This is a genomic window from Yoonia sp. GPGPB17, assembly GCF_037892195.1.
In the GTDB taxonomy this organism is placed as follows: domain Bacteria; phylum Pseudomonadota; class Alphaproteobacteria; order Rhodobacterales; family Rhodobacteraceae; genus Yoonia.
The window spans coordinates 120,208-138,961 of sequence record NZ_JATACI010000003.1 but is presented as its reverse complement, the minus strand read 5'-3'; the positions used below and the strand labels follow the sequence as shown (position 1 = coordinate 138,961).

General features: G+C 56.3%; 20 protein-coding genes. 8 read left to right on the top strand and 12 right to left on the bottom strand.

The genetic code is table 11. The features are described 5' to 3' along the window. Positions 1-42 precede the first annotated feature (42 nt). Genes QTO30_RS21130 through QTO30_RS21120 form a run of 3 tightly spaced genes read left to right on the top strand, consistent with a single transcriptional unit; the run spans position 43 to position 1,640 of the window. Entirely contained in the window at positions 43-408 is a 366-nt protein-coding gene (locus QTO30_RS21130) for a c-type cytochrome (RefSeq protein WP_340426141.1), read from the top strand. 12 nt (positions 409-420) lie between these two features. Further along, the gene (locus QTO30_RS21125) at positions 421-765 is read left to right on the top strand and encodes a copper resistance CopC family protein (RefSeq protein ID WP_340426140.1); all 345 of its coding nucleotides are present in this window, start codon (positions 421-423) and stop codon (positions 763-765) included. Continuing rightward, positions 762-1,640 carry a CopD family protein gene (locus tag QTO30_RS21120; RefSeq protein WP_340426139.1) on the top strand — a complete coding sequence of 293 codons (879 nt, stop codon included), beginning with the start codon at positions 762-764 and terminating at the stop codon, positions 1,638-1,640. Before QTO30_RS21125 ends, QTO30_RS21120 begins: the two co-directional genes overlap by 4 nt. 4 nt (positions 1,641-1,644) lie before the next feature. Here the strand turns inward: QTO30_RS21120 and QTO30_RS21115 are convergent, their stop codons facing one another. Continuing rightward, positions 1,645-1,917, bottom strand: coding sequence for a metal-sensitive transcriptional regulator (locus QTO30_RS21115; RefSeq protein ID WP_340426137.1), 273 nt, complete (start codon positions 1,915-1,917; stop codon positions 1,645-1,647). Between the two features lie 132 nt (positions 1,918-2,049). On the opposite strand from QTO30_RS21115, the gene QTO30_RS21110 reads away from it, so the two are divergent. Further along, positions 2,050-2,835 (top strand): MauE/DoxX family redox-associated membrane protein, encoded by a 786-nt coding sequence (locus QTO30_RS21110; RefSeq protein ID WP_340426136.1) that lies wholly within the window; start codon positions 2,050-2,052, stop codon positions 2,833-2,835. A gap of 787 nt (positions 2,836-3,622) precedes the next feature. Here QTO30_RS21110 and QTO30_RS21105 read toward each other — a convergent pair. The 9 genes from QTO30_RS21105 to QTO30_RS21065 form a co-directional block, all read right to left on the bottom strand. After that, on the bottom strand, positions 3,623-3,886 hold the full coding sequence (locus QTO30_RS21105) for a hypothetical protein (protein WP_340426175.1): 264 nt from the start codon (positions 3,884-3,886) through the stop codon (positions 3,623-3,625). Positions 3,887-4,002: 116 nt separating this feature from the next. Then, the gene (gene fmdA, locus QTO30_RS21100) at positions 4,003-5,232 is read right to left on the bottom strand and encodes a formamidase (protein WP_340426135.1); all 1,230 of its coding nucleotides are present in this window, start codon (positions 5,230-5,232) and stop codon (positions 4,003-4,005) included. 21 nt (positions 5,233-5,253) lie between these two features. Then, complete coding sequence (gene urtE, locus QTO30_RS21095) at positions 5,254-5,943, bottom strand: urea ABC transporter ATP-binding subunit UrtE (protein ID WP_340426133.1); 690 nt, start codon at positions 5,941-5,943, stop codon at positions 5,254-5,256. 11 nt (positions 5,944-5,954) lie between these two features. Next, on the bottom strand, positions 5,955-6,701 hold the full coding sequence (gene urtD, locus QTO30_RS21090; RefSeq protein WP_340426132.1) for an urea ABC transporter ATP-binding protein UrtD: 747 nt from the start codon (positions 6,699-6,701) through the stop codon (positions 5,955-5,957). Positions 6,702-6,719: 18 nt separating this feature from the next. After that, positions 6,720-7,856, bottom strand: coding sequence for an urea ABC transporter permease subunit UrtC (urtC, locus tag QTO30_RS21085; RefSeq protein ID WP_340426130.1), 1,137 nt, complete (start codon positions 7,854-7,856; stop codon positions 6,720-6,722). Positions 7,857-7,868: 12 nt separating this feature from the next. Continuing rightward, on the bottom strand, positions 7,869-8,156 hold the full coding sequence (locus QTO30_RS21080) for a hypothetical protein (RefSeq protein ID WP_340426174.1): 288 nt from the start codon (positions 8,154-8,156) through the stop codon (positions 7,869-7,871). Between the two features lie 46 nt (positions 8,157-8,202). After that, a complete protein-coding gene (locus QTO30_RS21075) occupies positions 8,203-8,742 on the bottom strand; it encodes an ABC transporter permease subunit (protein ID WP_340426129.1) in 540 nt (179 codons plus the stop codon). Between the two features lie 136 nt (positions 8,743-8,878). After that, entirely contained in the window at positions 8,879-9,073 is a 195-nt protein-coding gene (locus QTO30_RS21070) for a transporter substrate-binding protein (RefSeq protein WP_340426128.1), read from the bottom strand. Position 9,074: 1 nt separating this feature from the next. Further along, on the bottom strand, positions 9,075-10,115 hold the full coding sequence (locus QTO30_RS21065) for a transporter substrate-binding protein (RefSeq protein WP_340426127.1): 1,041 nt from the start codon (positions 10,113-10,115) through the stop codon (positions 9,075-9,077). 260 nt (positions 10,116-10,375) lie between these two features. Here QTO30_RS21065 and QTO30_RS21060 point away from each other — a divergent pair, with 260 nt between their 5' ends. The 3 genes from QTO30_RS21060 (at position 10,376) to QTO30_RS21050 (ending at position 16,076) form a co-directional block, all read left to right on the top strand. Next, positions 10,376-13,705 carry a hybrid sensor histidine kinase/response regulator gene (locus QTO30_RS21060; protein ID WP_340426126.1) on the top strand — a complete coding sequence of 1,110 codons (3,330 nt, stop codon included), beginning with the start codon at positions 10,376-10,378 and terminating at the stop codon, positions 13,703-13,705. After that, the gene (locus QTO30_RS21055) at positions 13,692-14,594 is read left to right on the top strand and encodes a DNA-binding response regulator (protein ID WP_340426125.1); all 903 of its coding nucleotides are present in this window, start codon (positions 13,692-13,694) and stop codon (positions 14,592-14,594) included. The genes QTO30_RS21060 and QTO30_RS21055 overlap by 14 nt, the downstream gene beginning before the upstream one ends. A 372-nt stretch (positions 14,595-14,966) precedes the next feature. Beyond that, positions 14,967-16,076 (top strand): IS110 family transposase, encoded by a 1,110-nt coding sequence (locus tag QTO30_RS21050; protein WP_340426123.1) that lies wholly within the window; start codon positions 14,967-14,969, stop codon positions 16,074-16,076. A 600-nt stretch (positions 16,077-16,676) separates the two neighbouring features. Here QTO30_RS21050 and QTO30_RS21045 read toward each other — a convergent pair. Together QTO30_RS21045 and QTO30_RS21040 are read right to left on the bottom strand one after the other, a co-directional pair. Further along, positions 16,677-17,363 carry an SOS response-associated peptidase gene (locus tag QTO30_RS21045; protein WP_340426122.1) on the bottom strand — a complete coding sequence of 229 codons (687 nt, stop codon included), beginning with the start codon at positions 17,361-17,363 and terminating at the stop codon, positions 16,677-16,679. A 28-nt stretch (positions 17,364-17,391) separates the two neighbouring features. Continuing rightward, positions 17,392-18,117: a hypothetical protein gene (locus QTO30_RS21040; RefSeq protein ID WP_340426121.1), complete on the bottom strand. Its 726-nt coding sequence runs from the start codon at positions 18,115-18,117 to the stop codon at positions 17,392-17,394. Between the two features lie 206 nt (positions 18,118-18,323). Between QTO30_RS21040 and QTO30_RS21035 the strand changes: the two genes are divergently transcribed. Beyond that, a complete protein-coding gene (locus QTO30_RS21035; RefSeq protein ID WP_340426120.1) occupies positions 18,324-18,704 on the top strand; it encodes a hypothetical protein in 381 nt (126 codons plus the stop codon). Positions 18,705-18,754 lie beyond the last annotated feature (50 nt).

Below are 18,754 nucleotides of genomic sequence, written 5' to 3'. Positions count from 1 at the left end.
GCCGCATTTGTTCTGGCGCAACCTTCCCAAACGGTTGGTATTTTGACGCCTGACGACGCCGAAGTGATCGCCTTGGGCCAAAGCATCTACGCAGACCAATGTGCCGCTTGCCATGGTGCGCGCCTGGAGGGGCAGCCAAACTGGCGAATACGTGGAGAAGATGGACAGCTGCCAGCACCACCTCATGACGCAACAGGCCATACGTGGCACCATGATGATGAAACGCTTTTTACCCTGACCAAATATGGGCTTGCCGGTCTGATGGAGAACGCGCCACCATCCGGCATGCCTGTCTATGAGGGTGTGCTCACTGATGACGAGATCATTGCGGTGCTGTCCTTCATCAAATCAACTTGGCCCGACGACCTTCGTCAGTATCACGACGAACTGAATGCCCAGTCCGAATAGAGGAAAATTCAGATGATCAAACAAACTCTTCTCGGCTTGGCCGTTTTAGTTGCTCCCGCTCTTGCCTTTGCCCATTCGAAGTCTGAGGCCACAACACCCGCCGACGGTGCGACAGTCACAGAAGTGCCGGAGCTTTCAATGCGGTTCGATGATCCGATGCGCATCATTTCGGTCACGCTTACCTCTCCAGATGGAGATGTCGAAATAGAACGCGAGACAGGCATGGACCCCGTGAATGAGTTTCGAGCCATGCCTTTGGAAGAGCTTCCGCCTGGAAACTATCGCTTCGATTGGCGCGGTATGGCGTCGGACGGCCATCCGATGCAGGGCAGCTTCTCCTTCACGGTCACTGAGTGACAGGCCTCGCGCCAATCGACGGTCTTGTCGTTTTGGCCATCTTGGCCAAGGCGATTGGCTATGGCGCGGCTTTGCTCGCGGTGGGGGGCGTGCTGTTTTCCTTCATTTTCGCAAAGCGTGCTGAGGTGTCTATACTGCGCCTTGCAAGGCGGATTGCGGTCGGTGCGGCGCTCGTCGGTCTCGCCATGCTTGCCGTTCGGTTCGGTATTCGGGCGGCCCGGATATCCGGGATGGGCTTAGAGGGCGCGACCGACCCAGTGATGCTTGGCTTCGTTTGGGAAAGTCCACTTGGGACCACTGCGATTTGGCGCGGGATAGGCGAACTCGCGATACTGGCAATCTTGGTCCCCCGTATCGGGCAGTGGATCGCTCTGGCGGGGTCCGTTGCTGTGGCGATATCCTTTGCTCAAGTGGGCCACGCTCTTGGGGAACCCAGAGCTGCCCTGGCCGTCTTGTTGGTGCTGCATCTTCTAGCCGCTGCTTTCTGGGTTAGTGCGCTTGTGCCATTACGTAGGGCAGCGCTTGCTCGCACGGGAGCAGATCTGTTGCACTTCTTTGGCAATGTCGCCGTTTTTGGCGTAGCCATCCTGATCATAGCAGGCACATCGCTCGCTTGGCTGCTTTCAGGCTCCGTCACTGAGTTATTTGGAACGGCCTACGGCTTAGCACTTTTGCTCAAAGTCGCGATTGTTGCGGTGCTCTTGGGCTTTGCGGCCTTCAACAAAGTGAGGCTTGTCCCTGCTTTGCGCGCCGAGAAACCTGGCTCAATACATGCACTGCGGCGCTCTATTTCAATGGAGATACTGGCCGTCGTCGCCATCCTGTTGGCAACGGCAACGATCACCAGTGTGACAACGCCACCCGTCAATCTTTGAAGACTTAGCCGCGTGCCTTGTCGAGGAGTTCAAGGAGTTCGGTGAACTTTGCCCGCTGATTTTCTCGATCACCCGAAGCCAGCGCGTGTTCGATGCAATGGGATGCGTGATCATCAATCACGAGCTTCTCGACGCCTTTGAGAGCAGCGCGCACCGCCGCAATCTGTGTCAGAACATCAACACAATAGCGGTCCTCTTCGACCATCCGAGCGATCCCGCGGACCTGGCCCTCCAAGCGTTTCAGACGTTTTAATGTGGCTTCGCGGTTTTCGTGCATAGTCACTTTTCGCATAGTGGCAGAGAAAAAGTCGAGTGATCTTGGAACCAAAGCTGGCGCTATTGATTATATACCCTATGGGGGTATATCGAGATAAGCAATGCCCACGCAAGTACACTGACGGAGAAGCCAATGCCCAAAGACACGCGCGACGCAGCCGACATTGATTCAAACCCTGCCGAAGCTGCGGTGGGCAAAACGGCTGTGCTTTATCGGATGGCCCTGCCGGATCATCTGTGCCCATCTGGGCAAAAGGCGCGCTGGCTTCTCGAACGACAGGGATATGATGTCGATGATAGGCTCTTCCGAACCCGCGCCGAAGTGGATGCCTTCAAAGCCGAGTACGACGTTAAAACGACGCCCCAAGCGTGGATCGATGGCGAACGTGTTGGCGGTTATACGGACCTGCGCGAAAAGCTGACCGGCTGGAACCCGAAGGCAACCACCTATCGGCCAGTGCTTTATCTCTTCGCCGTCGCCGCATTCACTGCAATCGCGCTCTCCGTTGGGTTCCTCGGCGCAATCACATGGCAAACACTGGGCTGGTTCATCTCTGTCTCGATGATCCTTCTCGGCATGCAAAAACTGCGCGATATCGAGGGGTTCTCCACAATGTTCCTCAACTACGACCTTCTTGCGCGAAAGTGGGTACCTTACGCATACATCTATCCGTTTGTGGAAACCGGCGCGGGCATCCTCATGACCGGCATGATCCTGACCTGGGTGTCCGCCCCCGCAGCACTCTTCATCGCGAGTATCGGCGCCATCAGCGTTTTCAAAGCCGTCTACCTCGACAAACGCGAGCTCAAATGTGCATGCGTTGGCGGAAATTCAAACGTGCCGCTTGGGTTTGTGAGCCTCACCGAAAATTTGATGATGGTAGGAATGGCAGTCGTGATGCTTTGGTTGATGGTTTGAGTGACGCGGTCTTCGATTTATGCATTCTACAGGCCAAAAAGCAGACATTTGAATCGGGACTATCTTGGCAGGTTTTGCCAGCAGTCTGTCATTTCCACTTAAAAAATTCTGCATGATGCTCGAATGACCGGAGTTGCCGCTGCTTCGCAGTAGTCGAATCTTTGTAGATGCTGAGATTTTCTTGCTGCGCGCGCTCGCAGCGAGAAAACTGAATTCACAAGTTGGGCTCTTCGTCAGCTTTCGCCGCGATCCGCACGAACGCCTGCTATCTGTGCAAAGGTCTTAGAGTGTCATTTCGCCCTCTCCCGCAAACGACCCCGTAAAATCCGATGGCTAGATGGATATGGTGAGCATTTGGCAGAGATATTCCGTGTGGAGTAACCCTTAGTATCCGCCTCAAGGTCAGTCAACAAACTGACCCACAGCCTCTAAACGCATCCTCGAATGACTTTTCGGCAAAACCGCTACCGTACGATCCTGCCCCCTACCGGAATGGACCCCTACACCTGCCGTTGCATTGGAAGGTGGCAAAGGAACAAGATGCGGACAAAGCCTCCTTTCGGCTTCCTTGATCCAAAGGCGGCTTTGTGCGCATTTTGGCCGCAGAGAAAAGTGCGAGGGACGGCACGCATACATTAGCCGCGCTGTTGCGGTCTTGTATCGGCCTGGCAAAAGCCGATGTTCAGTATGGCCTATGGCTTCCTTGATGATTGCGAAGGAAGTTTCTTGCCTCAGAGATGCCAGAAGTTGCTAGTCTCTTAGTGGACAACCTATTGTTAATGGGAAATCATCCACGGCCTCTTTGTCGGAAAGCTCTTTGATCCATCAGGGCGGTACAACGTCTTGCTGGATTTTTTGATCCACCGCTACAACAACCGCAGCCTGGCCCGTGGGTGCTGGTACGTTTGGGGCTGTCGGCGGCGCGTTCGTTGGTCTCATGCGCGCGGCGGTTGGCGCTGGACACGGCCGACAGGGCCGGAACGCTCAGCATGACCCGGGGCGCGGAGGTCCCGCAGGCAGGACAATCGCAGGGATCGGAAAAGCGGCTCATGGGCACCATCTCTTCAAAGACGCCGCAATCGTCGCAGAGGTATTCATAGACGGGCATAGTGTGGCCTTTTCTTGCAAAAGGGCGACCACCGGGAATCGGTGGCCGCGGGTTCAGGCTCAGAGATCCGGGGCAAGCGGGATGTCGACCGATCCGTCGAGATATTTCGTTGGGCCATCGGCGTTCGGCATCATGTCCCATTGGAAGATATCGTTGGGCAGCCAGAGCGTGGCGCAGGCGTTCGGAATATCCACTACGCCTGAAATATGCCCCTGCACCGGTGCCGTCCCCAGGATTGCGTAGGCCTGCGCGCCTGAGTAGCCGAACTTTTTAAGATACTCGATCGCATTCAGACAGGCCTGCCGGTAGGCGATATGCACATCAAGATAATGCTGTTCACCGCTTTCATCGACGCTGATACCTTCAAAGATCAGGTAGTCGTCATATTTCGGCGTGATCGGCGAGGGTTTGAAGATCGGGTTCTTGATCGCGTATTTGACCATCCCGTCCTTGATCAGCGTGACCTTAAGGTGCAGCCACCCGGCCATTTCTATGGCCCCGCAGAAAGTGATCTCACCATCGCCCTGGCTGAAATGCAGATCCCCCATCGAAAGGCCCGCACCGTCCACATAAACCGGGAAATAACATACCGAGCCACGGCTGAGGTCCTTGATATCGCAGTTGCCGCCGTGTTCGCGCGGCGGCACGGTGCGGGCTGCTTCGGTCGCGGCCTTGTCGCGTGCGTCGCCTTTCATGGCCCCCATATGCGCACTTTGCGTGTTGGGCAGCGCGGCAAGGGGCGGGACGCGTTCGGGATCAGTGTTGACCAGCGCGGTTTCGCGGGTGTTCCACATGTCCAGCATCTTTTTGTCCGGCAGGCAGCCGATCAGCCCGGGGTGGATGAGGCCCGCATATTTCACGCCCGGGACATGGCGGCTTTCAGTGAACATGCCCTTGATGTCCCAGATGGACTTTTGCGCCTCGGGGAAATGTTCCGTCAGGAAACCGCCGCCATTCTGCTTGGAAAAGAAGCCGTTGAAGCCCCAAAGACTGTCATCTTTGGCCCCGATATCAAGGATCTCAACCACCAGTAGATCGCCGGGTTTCGCGCCTTTGACACCGATGGGGCCGGACAGGTAATGCACCTGTTCAAGTTCAACGTCGCGCACGTCGCTGGCGTCGTCGTCGTTCTTGATCTGGCCGCCAGTCCAGTCATAGGTTTCGATCTTGAACTCATCTCCCGGTTCGACCCAGACGTTGATCGGGATATCCGGGTGCCACCTGTTATGCACGTTCTCGTTGGTGTGTGGGCTCTCGTTCAGATCGACCGAGATCAAGGTATCCGTCATGGTATCCTCCTTGTTGGTTGCTTAAACGGAAAGAAATTTCGAGACCTTGGCCTCGTCGATACCCGCGCGGGGGCTGTCGTGGACGAAATTGCCGTTCTCCAGCACCATCACCCGGTCAGCCACATCCAGCGCAAAGCTGAGAACCTGTTCAGAGACAATGATGGAAAGACCCTTCTGGTCGCGGATCTGACGCAAGGTGCGGGCCATATCGCGAATGATCGAGGGCTGGATGCCTTCAGTCGGTTCGTCCAACAACAACACCTTGGGGTTGGACGCCAGCGCACGGGCAATGGCCAGCTGTTGTTGCTGGCCACCAGACAGATTGCCGCCGCGCCGGTCCTTCATCTCCAGCAGGACCGGGAAAAGTTCGTAGATGTCATCCGGCACGGTTTTGCTGCCGGTCACGGTCAGCCCGGTTTCAACGTTTTCCTTGACCGTCATGGCCGAAAAGATCATCCGCCCCTGCGGGACATAGGCGATGCCCTTGGCGACCCGCTTGTGGGATTTCAGGCCGGTAACCGGGGTATCACCCACGGACACGGTTCCGGCACGCTCTGGCACGATGCCCATGAGCGTCTTCATCAGGGTCGTCTTGCCCATGCCGTTGCGGCCCATGATGGCCACGATTTCACCGGGCTTAACGTTCAGATCCAGCCCGTGCAGGACCTCGCTTTCACCATAGGATGCTTTCAAGGAAGAGATATTCAGCATGTCGGTGCTCCTTAGTGGCCGAGATAGACTTCGATGACTTTCGGATCGTTCTGCACCCGCTCCATTGAGCCTTCGGACAGCGTCTTGCCCTGATGCAGCACCGTGACCCGTGTGGCGATGTCGGCGACAAAGCCCATGTCGTGTTCGATCACGATGACCGAGCGGTCCTGAATGATCCGGTTAAGCAGTTCGGCTGTTTTTTTGCGCTCGGCCACGGACATGCCCGCCACTGGCTCATCCAGCATCAAAAGCTCGGGGTCCTGGATCAGCAGCATGCCGATCTCGAGCCATTGCTTTTGCCCGTGGCTGAGGAAGGCGGCCTTTTCGTCCAACTGATCGGACAGGAAGATCGTCTCGGCGATTTCGTCGATCCGCGCGTTTACATCTGCATCGCGTTTGAAGGCCAAAGCCCCGAAAACGCCGTGTCCCTTGGGATAGCTGAGTTCAAGGTTTTCCGAGACGGTCAGGTCCTCATAGACGCTTGGCGTCTGGAACTTGCGCCCGACCCCGGCGTGGACGATCTGGTCCTCGCGCATGGTCAGCAGTTCCGTGCCGTTGAAAGTGACGGTGCCGTCTGTCGCCTTGGTGCGTCCGCAGATCAGATCCAGCACGGTGGTCTTGCCCGCCCCATTGGGGCCGATGATCACCCGACATTCGTTGCGTTGGACAGCAAAGCTAAGGTCGTTGACCGCCTTGAACCCGTCAAAGGACACGGTCAGCCCTTCGACCTGCAGGATATAGGGGGCAGCTGTGTTCATCTTACATCCCTTTCCGGATCATTCCGCAGGTGCGCCGTCGGGCGCGGTGGTGGGTTTTGCAGCAGTGCCTTTCATCTTGCGCAGCTGCGCGACGAGCCATGGCTCCAGCTTTTCAGACCAAACGCTTACCAGACCGTTTGGAAAGAACATGACGACCGCGATGAAAAGACCGCCTAGTCCAAGCAGCCACAGCTCTGGGAACGCCTCTGAAAAGGTGGTCTTGGCCCAGTTGACCAGCAGTGCCCCATAGACCGCGCCAAGGATCGACAACCGCCCGCCCACGGCGCAGAAAATCACCATTTCAATCGATGGGACGATGCCGACGAGCGTGGGCGACATGAAGCCGACCTGAAGGGTGAACATGGCCCCGCCGATGCCCGCGAACGCCGCGCCAAGGCAGAAGATAAATATCTTGAAGTTTGCCACGTTGTAGCCGGAAAACCGCACGCGATCTTCCTGATCCCGCATCGCGATCAAGAGTTTGCCCAGTTTGGATTTGCGCACGTATTGCGCGACAAACAACACCAGGAACAGCAGCACGCCGTTGACGAAATAAAGGGTGGTCTTGGCCTCATCCGTGCGGATGTCCCAGCCCAGCAACGTGCGCAGGTCGGTGATGCCGTTGACCCCGCCCGTGTAACCCTGTTGCCCGATGATCAGGATCGTCAGGATCGCGGCAAAAGCTTGTGTGATGATGGCAAAGTACACACCGCCCACACGCCGGGTGAACATCGCAAACCCGATGATAAAGGCGAAGATCACCGGCACCGCCACCACCGCCAGCAGGGCGAAGGGCAGCGAATAGAACGGTTGCCACCAGACCGGCAATTCGGTCAGCTGGTTCCAGTCCATGAAGTCCGGAATGCCCGGCGTCGACTGGATGGAGGTGTTTTCGGGCGTCGAGGCCTCAAGCTTCAGAAACATCGCCATACAGTAGCCGCCAAGGCCAAAGAACACGCCTTGACCCAGGCTGAGGATGCCGCCTGCCCCCCAGCAGAGCGACAGGCCAACCGCGACAAAAGCATAGGTCAGGTACTTGCCGAACAGGTTCAGGCGGAAGCTGTCCAAAACAGCGGGGAGGAGCAGGAAGATCACGGCTGCAAGGATGGCAAAGGCGACCATCTCTTTGCGGGACATGAAGGCGGAAAGGGACATGGTTGCGGCTCCTTACTTGCGCAGTTTCAGGGCAAAGAGACCTTGCGGGCGGATCATCAGAATCCCGACCACCACCAGCAGCGTGAGGACTTTCGCCATCGAGCCTGACAGGAAGAACTCCATGATCGACTGCGCCTGAGAGATCGAGAAGGCCGAAGCAATCGTGCCCAGAAGGGACGCAGCCCCACCAAAAACCACCACAAGGAAGGTATCGACGATGTAAAGCTGCCCGGCTGTCGGCCCGGTAGAGCCGATCATGGTGAATGCAGAACCCGCCACGCCAGCAACACCGCAGCCAATGCCAAAGGTCAGGCGGTCGGTCCATTCGGTGTTGATGCCTACGGCGCTAAGCCATCACCCGGTTCTGGTTGATCGCGCGGACCTGTCGGCCCCAGACCGACTTGAACATCATGATGTAGACGCCCAGCGAAATACTGACCGCAAGGATCATCACGAAAATACCATTGATCGGCACCTCGATCAGGTCGGTGAGTGGCAGCGATCCCATCATCCAATCCGGGATCGATACGCCCACTTCGCGCGCGCCAAAGACGCTGCGATAGATCTGTTGCAGGATCAGGCTCAGCCCCCAGGTCGCCAGCAGCGTATCAAGCGGCCGTTTGTAAAGGTGGCGGATCATGCCCCATTCCACCAGCAGCCCCAAGGCGCCGGAGGCAAGGAAGGCAAAGATCATCGCGACAAAGAAATAGATACCGTAAAGCCCCGGCATATAAGCCGAAAACAGGTTCGACATTAGATAGGTGACATAAGCACCGAGGATCATGAATTCGCCGTGGGCCATGTTGATCACACCCATCTGGCCAAAGATGATCGCCAGCCCGAGGGCCATCAGCACAAAGACGGAAAACAGGATGAGGCTAAGCAAAGCCCTGCATCGCAAAAATGGCGCCCAACTCGGGCCAGGAATAATCGGCGAACATAGGACCTCCGGCATCTGGGGATGTTTCGTCGTCAAGGGAAAGACGCGGCCCGGCAAGGAAAGTCGCCGGGCCGCCTGTGCGTTACTGATAGCCTTCGGGGAAAGGATCAGGCTCAACCAGATCGGCGGTCTCGAAGACGACCTCGTACTGACCATCGGCAAGCGCCTTGCCGACACGTGTCTTGGACCACAGGTGGTGGTTTTCGTGGACTTTCACATAGCCTTCAGGCGCGGTCGTCAGTTCAATGCCCGGGCTGGCCTCGCGGATCTTGTCCACGTCAAAGCTGCTTAGCTTTTTCGACCGCTGCCTTCCACAGCCATGGTCCCAGATAGGCGGCTTGCGTAACGTCACCGACCACAATGTCGTCGCCCCACATCTCTTTGAAAGCCTGCACGAATGCGATGTTGTTTTCGTTCTCCAGCGACTGGAAATACTTCATGCACGCATACGAGCCCGCGATGTTTTCGCCGCCAATGCCGCGGATCTCGTCCTCGGTCACGGAAATGGTCAACACAATCGGGCTTTCAGCTGCCGGATCGATGCCAGCAGCGATCAATTGCTTGTAGAAAGCGACATTCGATCCGCCCACGACGATCGCATAAATCACATCAGGCTTGCGCAGACGAATCTTGTTGATGACCGAGTTGAACTGCGTATGGCCGAGCGGGTAGTATTCCTCGCCCACGACCTCGCAATCCTCCATGAAGTTTTCGATGTGCTTGCGCGCGATCTTGTTGGAGGTGCGCGGCCAGATGTAGTCTGACCCAAGCAGATAGAAGCTCTTGGCGCCCTTGGTCTGGTTGACCCAATCAAGACCTGCGATGATCTGCTGCGTGGCCTCTTGCCCGGTGTAGATCACGTTCGGGCTCTGCTCGAGGCCTTCGTAGAACGTCGGATAATAAAGGAACCCGTTGTGCTGCTCGAAGACCGGCAGCACCGCCTTGCGGGACGCCGACGTCCAGCAGCCCATGACAGAGGCCACCTTGTCGTTGACAAGCAGCTTTCGGGCCTTCTCCGCGAAGGTCGGCCAGTCGGAGGCGCCGTCTTCTTGAATGTACTCGATCTTGCGGCCTAGAATACCGCCCTGCGCGTTGATCTGCTCAATCGCGAGCTTTTCGGCCTGAACCGACCCGGTTTCCGAGATAGCCATAGTGCCGGTGATTGAATGCAGGATACCGATAGTCACGGTGTCATCGGTGACCGCCAGGCCTGTCGTATTCACCTCGGCCGTGGGGAAGTCTTGTGCCCGCAACTCTTTGGGCGCAAACAATGATGCCGTCAGAGCAGCACTGCCCGCCAGCATCGCGCGGCGGCTCATGCCACCATGTTCCTTGGTTGGATCGTTCTTTGACATATCGCCTCCTTGTCATTGTGCTGAACAATCGGGCGATTCCACTTCGCCCGGCTCAAACTCAGGATCAGGGCGAATGCTGCAGTGCAGTATACGTCAAATGACGTATACCGCTGCGCGTTTTGCGCATTAATCTCTTGCGAGGTGGAAGAACGGACTTGGGGGAGGCCGAGCCGCGGCCAAATTGCGGCACGGAGTTTGTTCATCACGTGGTGATGAGGTGAACAATGACAGTTGCATTGGGGGCAACCCGCGAAAAGCGGACATACAACCGTTGGGTCGCAGACGAGACCATGGAAGATTTCGCGCTGCGGTTCACGGCACGCCGCGCACGGCGTTGGAGCTATGCCCGCGTTGCAAACACCGCCATCGGTTCGATCTCCTTTCTGGCGCTGGAAGCCATCGGCGCGGTCCTGACGCTGACCTACGGGTTCGATATCGCGGTCGTTGCCATCATGGTGGTGGGGGCCATCCTGTTCCTGACAGGTTTCCCGATCTCCTATTACGCGGCGAAGTACGGCCTTGATATCGACCTGATGACGCGCGGGGCCGGTTTTGGCTATCTTGGCTCGACGATTACTTCGCTGATCTATGCCTCTTTTACCTTTATATTCTTCGCGTTAGAGGCGGCGATCTTGGCCCTCGCGCTGGAGTTTTGCCTCGGGGTCCCGCTTTTTCTGGGGTATCTGGTCAGCTCGCTGGTGGTGATTCCGCTTGTGATCAACGGCTTTTCCAAGATCTCGAGTTTTCAGACGGTCACCCAGCCGCTTTGGGTGCTTTTGCATGTGTTGCCCTTCGTCTTTCTGGCATTCGTGGGCTATGACATTGACGCATGGACCTCTTTCAGCGGTCCGACAGAGGCACCCGACGCCGCGCGGCTGCTGATGTTCGGCGCGGCGACCGGAGTCGTCTTTTCGCTGGTCGCGCAGATCGGCGAGCAGGTGGATTTCCTGCGCTTTTTGCCGGAGCCCAAGACAGCAAGCGACCGGCGCAAATGGTGGCTGACCGTGATCGCCGCAGGACCCGGCTGGTCGGTTTTGGGGGTTCTGAAGATGCTGGCGGGGTCCTATCTTGTCACCCTTGCGATCCGGGAAGGCATCCCACGCGACGCCGCCACGGACCCGACGCAGCTTTACTATGTGGCATTCGGCCAGATTCTTGAATCTCCCGCGCTTGTTCTGGCGATCACGGGCGTCTTTGTGGTTCTGTCGCAGATGAAGATCAACGTGACCAACGCGTATGCGGGCTCTATTGCCTGGTCGAATTTCTTTTCGCGACTGACCCAATCGCATCCCGGGCGTGTGGTCTGGCTGGTGTTCAACGTGGGCATCGCGCTGATGCTGATGGAATTGGGCGTGTTCACCGGACTAGAACATGTGCTGGGCGTTTATTCCCATGTGGCCGTGGCGTGGATCGGGGCGCTGGTGGCGGACCTTGTTGTCAACAAATCGGTCGGTCTCAGCCCGAAGGGGATCGAGTTCCGCCGCGCGTATCTTTATGACGTCAACCCGGTCGGGATCGGCGCGATGAGCCTTGCCTGTGTGCTGGCCTTTGCCTCTTACGCCGGGCTCTTCGGTGAGCTTCTGCAGGCCTTCTCGGCCTTCGTGGCACTGGTGTCGTCCTTCGTACTGGCGCCAGTCATCGCCTGGGCCACCGGCGGCGCCTATTATCTCGCACGGCATCCTGACGACCTGCCGCAGCACTTGCATACCTGCGGCGTCTGCGAATACCGCTTTGACGCCGAAGACATGGTCGCCTGTCCGTTTCACGGGGCGCCCATTTGTTCGCTGTGCTGCACGCTGGAAACTGGCTGTCATGACACCTGCAAATCCCATGGCACCGTCGATCACATGGCCCGGCGCTGGATTTATAAGGTATTCCCCGGGCATATCGCGAACGCCATGATGACGCGACTGGCGAAATTCATTGCTGTCACGACCCTTTTGTCGCTCATCTTTGGCTCGCTCCTGTTGGCCATCCGCGCCTTTTCAGGGGCGGTGAACTTCGATGGAATCCTGTGGGTGATTTTTGGCGCAATGATGATCGTGATTGGCATCACGGTCTGGATGTACCTGTTGATCGGGGAAAGCCACCGGTCCGCCGTAGCCGAAGCCGAACGCCAGACCGAGCGGTTGCGCAAGGAAATCCGCGCACATGAGCGCACCGACCTTGCGCTGCAAGAGGCCAAGAACAAGGCCGAGGCCGCAAATCTTGCCAAGACCCGATATATGTCCGGCCTCAGCCACGAGCTGCGCACGCCACTCAACGCCATCTATGGCTTTGCGCAGCTTCTGGAAAAAGAACAGGAACTTGAACAATGGCGTCCTTCGCTGACCAGCATTCGACGCTCCAGCGAACATCTCGCAGGGTTGATCGACGGTCTTCTTGATATCGCGCGGATCGAGGCAGGGCGGATCGAGATCATGCGTGATCAGATCAACCTGCGCGTCCTGCTGGGCCAGATCGTTTCTATCTTTCGCGAAGACGCGCGCCGCAAGAGCATTGATTTCAACGTCGAAACCAAGGGCCGATTGCCCAGCTTCGTGCGGTCGGATGAAAAGCGCCTGCGTCAGATCCTGATCAACGTGCTGTCCAACGCGTTGCGATATACGGATGAAGGGGCAGTTACCCTCAGTTTCACCTACCGCAGTGAGACCGCCACCATCCGCGTCACAGATACCGGCATCGGGATCGCGCCAGAACATCTCGACCAGATATGGCGCCCCTTCGAGCGGGGAGAACGGCGCGATCAACAGGGCTCTGGCCTTGGGCTGACCATTACCAAACTGTTAGTTGAAATTCTGGGCGGAGAAATCGAAGTCGAAAGCACCCCCGGTGTCGGCAGCACATTTTCCATCCGGCTGATGTTGCCCTCTGTCACACCCAGCGCCTTTGATCCGCAAAGTCTTGACGCCCAAGGCGTGCCATTGCCTGTTCTGGGCTATGAAGGGCCGCGCAAGACCGTGCTGGTTGTCGATGATGATCTCAATCACCTTGCCCTTGCCGAGAAATTCCTGAGCAAAAGCGGCCTGATCGTGATCGTTGCCCATTCTGTCGACATGGCGGAAGCGATCCTGGTTGATGCGCGCCCGGACATCATTCTGCTGGACATCGACATGCCCGAACGGGACGGTTGGCATTTTGCCCGTACGCTGCGCGATGGCGACTATCCGACAACGCCAATCATCATGATTTCAGGCCATGCCCACGAAGAAGGGCTACACCGCAACGAGTTGGGCATCCACGACGCCTTCTTTGCTAAGCCGTTTAACCTTGATGACCTTCTGGTGCAGATCGCCGAACTTCTGCGCGTCAAACTCGTCCCGCAGCAGGAGGACACTGACACTGCGGCCCGCGCGCTGGTCCCGGAAGAAAGGGAACGTCTGATCGAGGCTGCCAAGATTGGGCATGCGAGCGGTTTCCGCTCCCTCTTGCAGGAGCTTGAAACCGAGGGGGCGGGTGATCCGGTTCTGCGCCGCAAATTATCCGAACGGCTTGCGCGGTATGACATGGAAGGCCTGATCAGCCTTCTGGAGGTTGGTCATGAAACTGTTTGAGCACGACGATAAAAGCATCGCGCTGGTGGTGGACGACAACCCCGAATCCCTAGGTATGGTGGCTTCAGCGCTTGAGGCGCAGGGCATGACGGTTCTGGTGGCGCGCGACGGCCGTGCGGCGATTAACCTGACCAATCGCGTGCAACCGGATGTTATTCTGATGGACGCGGTCATGCCCGAACTTGACGGGTTCGAGACGTGCCGCCTTCTCAAGTCGGGTCCCAACCCAACGCTGGCCCCAATCATCTTTATGACCGGCCTTAAAGAGCAGGAAAATGTTGTCAAAGGGCTTAAAGCAGGCGGGGTAGATTACATCACAAAGCCCGTCGAAATCGACGAAATGCTGGCGCGTCTGACCACCCATGTGGTGAACTCGAAACTTCTGAAAAGCGCGCGCCAAGCGATCGACGCCTTTGACCGCGCAGTATTGGCCTTTGACGGCAAAGGTGATTTCGCATGGGGGTCAGAGTTGGGGATGGCCGTCTTGAAAGATGGATCGCTAGATCTTGAAGATCCGGCGTTCCAAGCTTGGCTTCTGTCCTGCGTCGGACAGCCTGTCTCGGCCTGCGAGCCATTTACCAGCGACAAGGTGGAATTTCTTTACATCGGCGTTTCAATTGCGCAGGAAATCCTGTTGAAGGTCGTCTCAAAGCAGGGCGTGAGCAACGAAGAAACCCTGCAGAAAGCTTTCAACCTGACCCAACGCGAAAGCGAAGTGCTTTACTGGCTGACGCTTGGTAAAACCAATCGAGACATCAGTACAATCCTGTCCTTGAGCGCGCGCACCGTGAACAAGCACCTTGAGCAGGTTTTTCAGAAAATGGGCGTCGACAACCGGACTTCGGCGGCGGTGATGGCAGATCGGAGACTCAACGAAACTCAACACTAGAAAGCGAATTTGAAAGGTCTTTCACTAGCAGACATACTCTGGAATTGAAGCATGAAGACGGAGTGTCCCTACGCACCGCACTGTTGAAAAATCGAATGTGTTTGAACCAAAAGCCCGCTTCGATCGGCGCCGCCGTGGCATCGTGGTCATGCGGCAATGGTTGGCTTTCCGCCTTCCTGACGCGCGATAACGTCCGGATTACGTGCAACGCTGCTCTTCGCGCAGCATGCAGCATTTTGCTTTTTGGGCTCACAGTCAGATTTCGCCGCGTGCACCGCCAATGGCTGCTTAGACCAGATGAGCGTTTTGCAGCGGGCGTGATACCCGCGATTTTCTCGGCGAACATAGGATTGTTCGACGAAGGAGATACGAATGAACAAAACGCTTTATGTGGGCCTGGACGTCCACAAAGATACGATTGCTGTCGCGGTTGCTGAGGATGGTCGCGGAGCTGAGATCAGGTTTCACGGTACCATTGTCAACACGGCGGACGCCGTTTTGCGGCTGACGAAGACGCTCACCAAGACTGGGTACACGCCTTCATTTTGCTATGAAGCCGGTCCTTGCGGTTATGGCATTCACCGGCACCTCACTAAGCTTGGGTTCGAGTGCGCGGTCGTCGCGCCATCAATGATCCCGCGCAAGGTCGGTGATCGTGTGAAGACAGACCGGCGTGATGCCGAGATGCTGGCGCGGCTTTGGCGGGCTGGTGAACTCACGCCCATCTGGACACCGGACGAAGAGCAAGAGGCGATGCGCGATCTGATCCGCGCTCGTAAGCAAGCGATGGATGCAGTGAAGACCGCCAAACAACAACTGTTGAGCTTTCTGCTGCGCCACGGTCTTCGTTACGAGAACGGAAAATATTGGACACAGCGCCACCGGCGATGGCTTGCTGAGATGCGCAAGTTCCGGTTTCCGCATCAACAATTGGCCTTCGAAGAGTACAAACGCACGGTTGCACAGGCCGAGTGTCGCGTGGAGACATTGAACATGGCCATTGAAGAAGCGGTTCCGGATTGGCATTTTGCGCCAGTCGTTGATGCCCTGCGTGCTTTGCGTGGCGTGAACACCACCATCGCAGCCACTGTGGTTGCTGAGATCGGGGACATTACCCGGTTTGAGAATCCTCGCCAGTTGATGGCCTGGCTGGGATTGGTGCCAAGCGAGCACTCCAGCGGAAGCACAACGCGGCGCGGGCGATTAACGAAGACGGGCAACGCTTTGGCACGCACAATGTTGGTCGAGGCGGGATGGTCGTACCGCCACCCACCCAAAGAGGGACATCCCTATCTGAAGCGTTCAGCTCATCTCCCGCAGCATATCAAAGATATCGGCTGGAAAGCCCAGACCCGGCTCTGCAAGCGGTATCGAACTTTGAACCGGACGGGCAAACCGCAACCCCGAGTTCTGGCTGCCATTGCTCGAGAACTGGCTGGGTTTGTCTGGGACATTGCACGGCAAACGCCGCTCAAAGCCTGACCATCGCAAACAGACTGCCTGTGCAGTACGCTGGAGATGGCGGCCATTGATGGGGAAATCCTCGGAGTGCGTTGGGGCACATACCCGCTCTTAGAGAGAGGCAATCCCACGTCGTATTTGGTAAGGCGGTATCCAATCCGCGGATGAGAGCATGACAACACTCGATTGCGGCAACCGTCTCCAGCGCCTGCACAAGCTACAAACTTTGACCATCCCGCACCAGCGGGGTAGTCTCATCGTGCCGGGATAATCAAAAACGCTCATGAGAGATACGATCCTGCCCCCTACCGGAATCGACCCCAAACTGGGTGTTCGGCTGTTGATGTGAACATATTCCATTGTTTGGCACTTCGAGCACGCAAATGGCGGGATATGCATTGGGTGCGCTGGATCTATGACCTGAACCAAATCAGACGCCATGAAATTCATGCCCCGTTGGCATAGATTGCATCTTATTTCAACAATTTGACCTGCTTTTGCTGCGTCCGCGATCGTCCGGAACGGCTTTGCAGGGTGAGCACGAATTGGGGGTCTCGAAGAGGGCATAATCGAGATATAGAGAAAGAGAACACAAAGTGAACAAAAATCTGTGTAATCACATTAGCTGTTAACCACATCGTCCGTCAGAATGCCGACCCCCTCCATGACGACTTCCATTTTGTTTGAGGGGTAAGGCCGCAGTAGCGCGGATGCTTCTTCTTTTGATCCAGTAAGCCAGGTTTCATAGTCAGACGGATCAAGAATGACCACCATCCGCTGTGGATGCACTGGCCGCACGATTTCATTGGCCGTTGTCGTCACCACAGTGTGAGACAGGCCGGTGGGCGCATCAAGCGACGTCGCCAAGGCAGGTGGCGTTGGTTGCCACAGTCCAGCCATTGCAAACGGCGGTCGTGGTTCGTCACCTTTGACTGCAAACCAGAAGTCATTCGCCGGACGTTTGCCTTTTGCTTCCCGGAAACTGCTGGCCGGGATCAAGCATCGACGCTTTAAGAAACTGCTCTTCCAAAGCCCGTTGGTCCTCACTTTGTCATCGCGCGCATTGTTCCAAGCCTGCGGCTTTAGTTCCTTGCCGGTCTTTTTGCTTACGTTTTTGGTCAGAAATCCCCAATTCATCTCCACAAGTTCGCGTTCACCATCTTCCGCGATGCGGACGACGGGTCCTGGGTATTTCGGCCATATGGCTGTTTTTGGTTCAGCGTTACCCAAGCGATCCATGTCAGGTTTGACCTGGAACAGTTCTCGCATGGCTTCGACACTTGATGTCGCTGAATAGAGGTTGCACATGATGGATCACTTTACATGCTTTTCCAGGCTATCCCCAATCTATCTTGGGCCACATTTCTAGTACTTTGCGTTTGGCTATCCGCGCTAGTTGGTTTTTCACATCTGGGATGTCATCACCTCTTTGAAGGACATGATAGAAGGCGTGGTACTTATGGCCCTTCTCAAGACACCATGTCCTTAGATTTAGGTCTTTTTTTGCAAGTTCTTCGCTGACCCATTGGCTCCTTCGAAGCCTCGCCTGGAAGTATTGTCTCGTCGCCGGGCTGATTATGAGTTCTGCTGTTGTTGCTGTCGCAAAACGAGCTGTGTCAATCACTCCTCCGAATGCGCCTATTCTTAAAGGTTTGTTCCTGTCACCTTTTAACGATTTGCCTTCGATTTCGAGTGTCCAGAGGATCTTTGGGTTTGGCCTCTGCATCCTGATTACGCATTTCTTCGCCTCTTTGGGCTCTTCGCCGAATGGGATCAGGGGAAGCACAAAGCTGTCCACATCGCTATGCGTTGCCATTATTTGAAATAGTGAAATTCCCTCAACCTCAGCTGGGACTGCTGACGTAGATTTCTTATCGATCGCGACGAGCGTCTTTGCTTCGTTGTTCTTCGAAAAAGTGACGTTATAGCCCTTGGCGCCTTCACGCAGGTACGCATTGACCTGATATCCGGCGGCTACTAGGTCGGCAGCTTGATCCCAAAACACAGCATTCACTGATAGTATTTGGTCTAGTTCTGCGCTCTTCAATGCTTCAGCCTTCATACTTGCCCGGATCGCCTGTTTTTGTTGGCTTCCAATGTTGCCTATCTGAGCAACGGAGTCATCACATTTTTTACCTATTTTCCGGATGAGTACAAAACGTAATGGTGTAAAAAATAATCTTTGTCACTTTTTCTCTTGCATCTTGACTATCGATGTTTCTACCCTGGGGCGAGGGCGCGTTGCTCTCCCCAACAGAGGAAGAAACTATGTTCAAAAAACTTATCCTATCCAACTATGGCCGTCTGGCTGTTGTGACGGCGGCCGTTTTGGCTCCTTCGTTTGCATCAGCTGCCGGTGCCGGTACAGGCATCGATGCATCGTTCACAACGATGCTTGGCGACCTCAACACAATGCTCGGCGGCAACTTCGGTGCTTTGATGCTGCTGGTTTCGCTGATCATTGGTATCGGCGTCTATGCCGTCACATCGAACTGGAAGTGGGTCATCTCAAGCGTGATGATCGCGTTCCTGATCGGCTATGGCGTTGAAATCATCAACGGCATCGGTGGTGTGACAGCGACTGTCGATATGTTGACAGCCGCTGCCGAGGTTCCATCCGTCCCCCTTGACGGTGTCGGCCCAGTCTAAAGCTGGGTCCGTGGGCTCCGCAGTTGGCGGCGGGGCCCACATCAACTTTG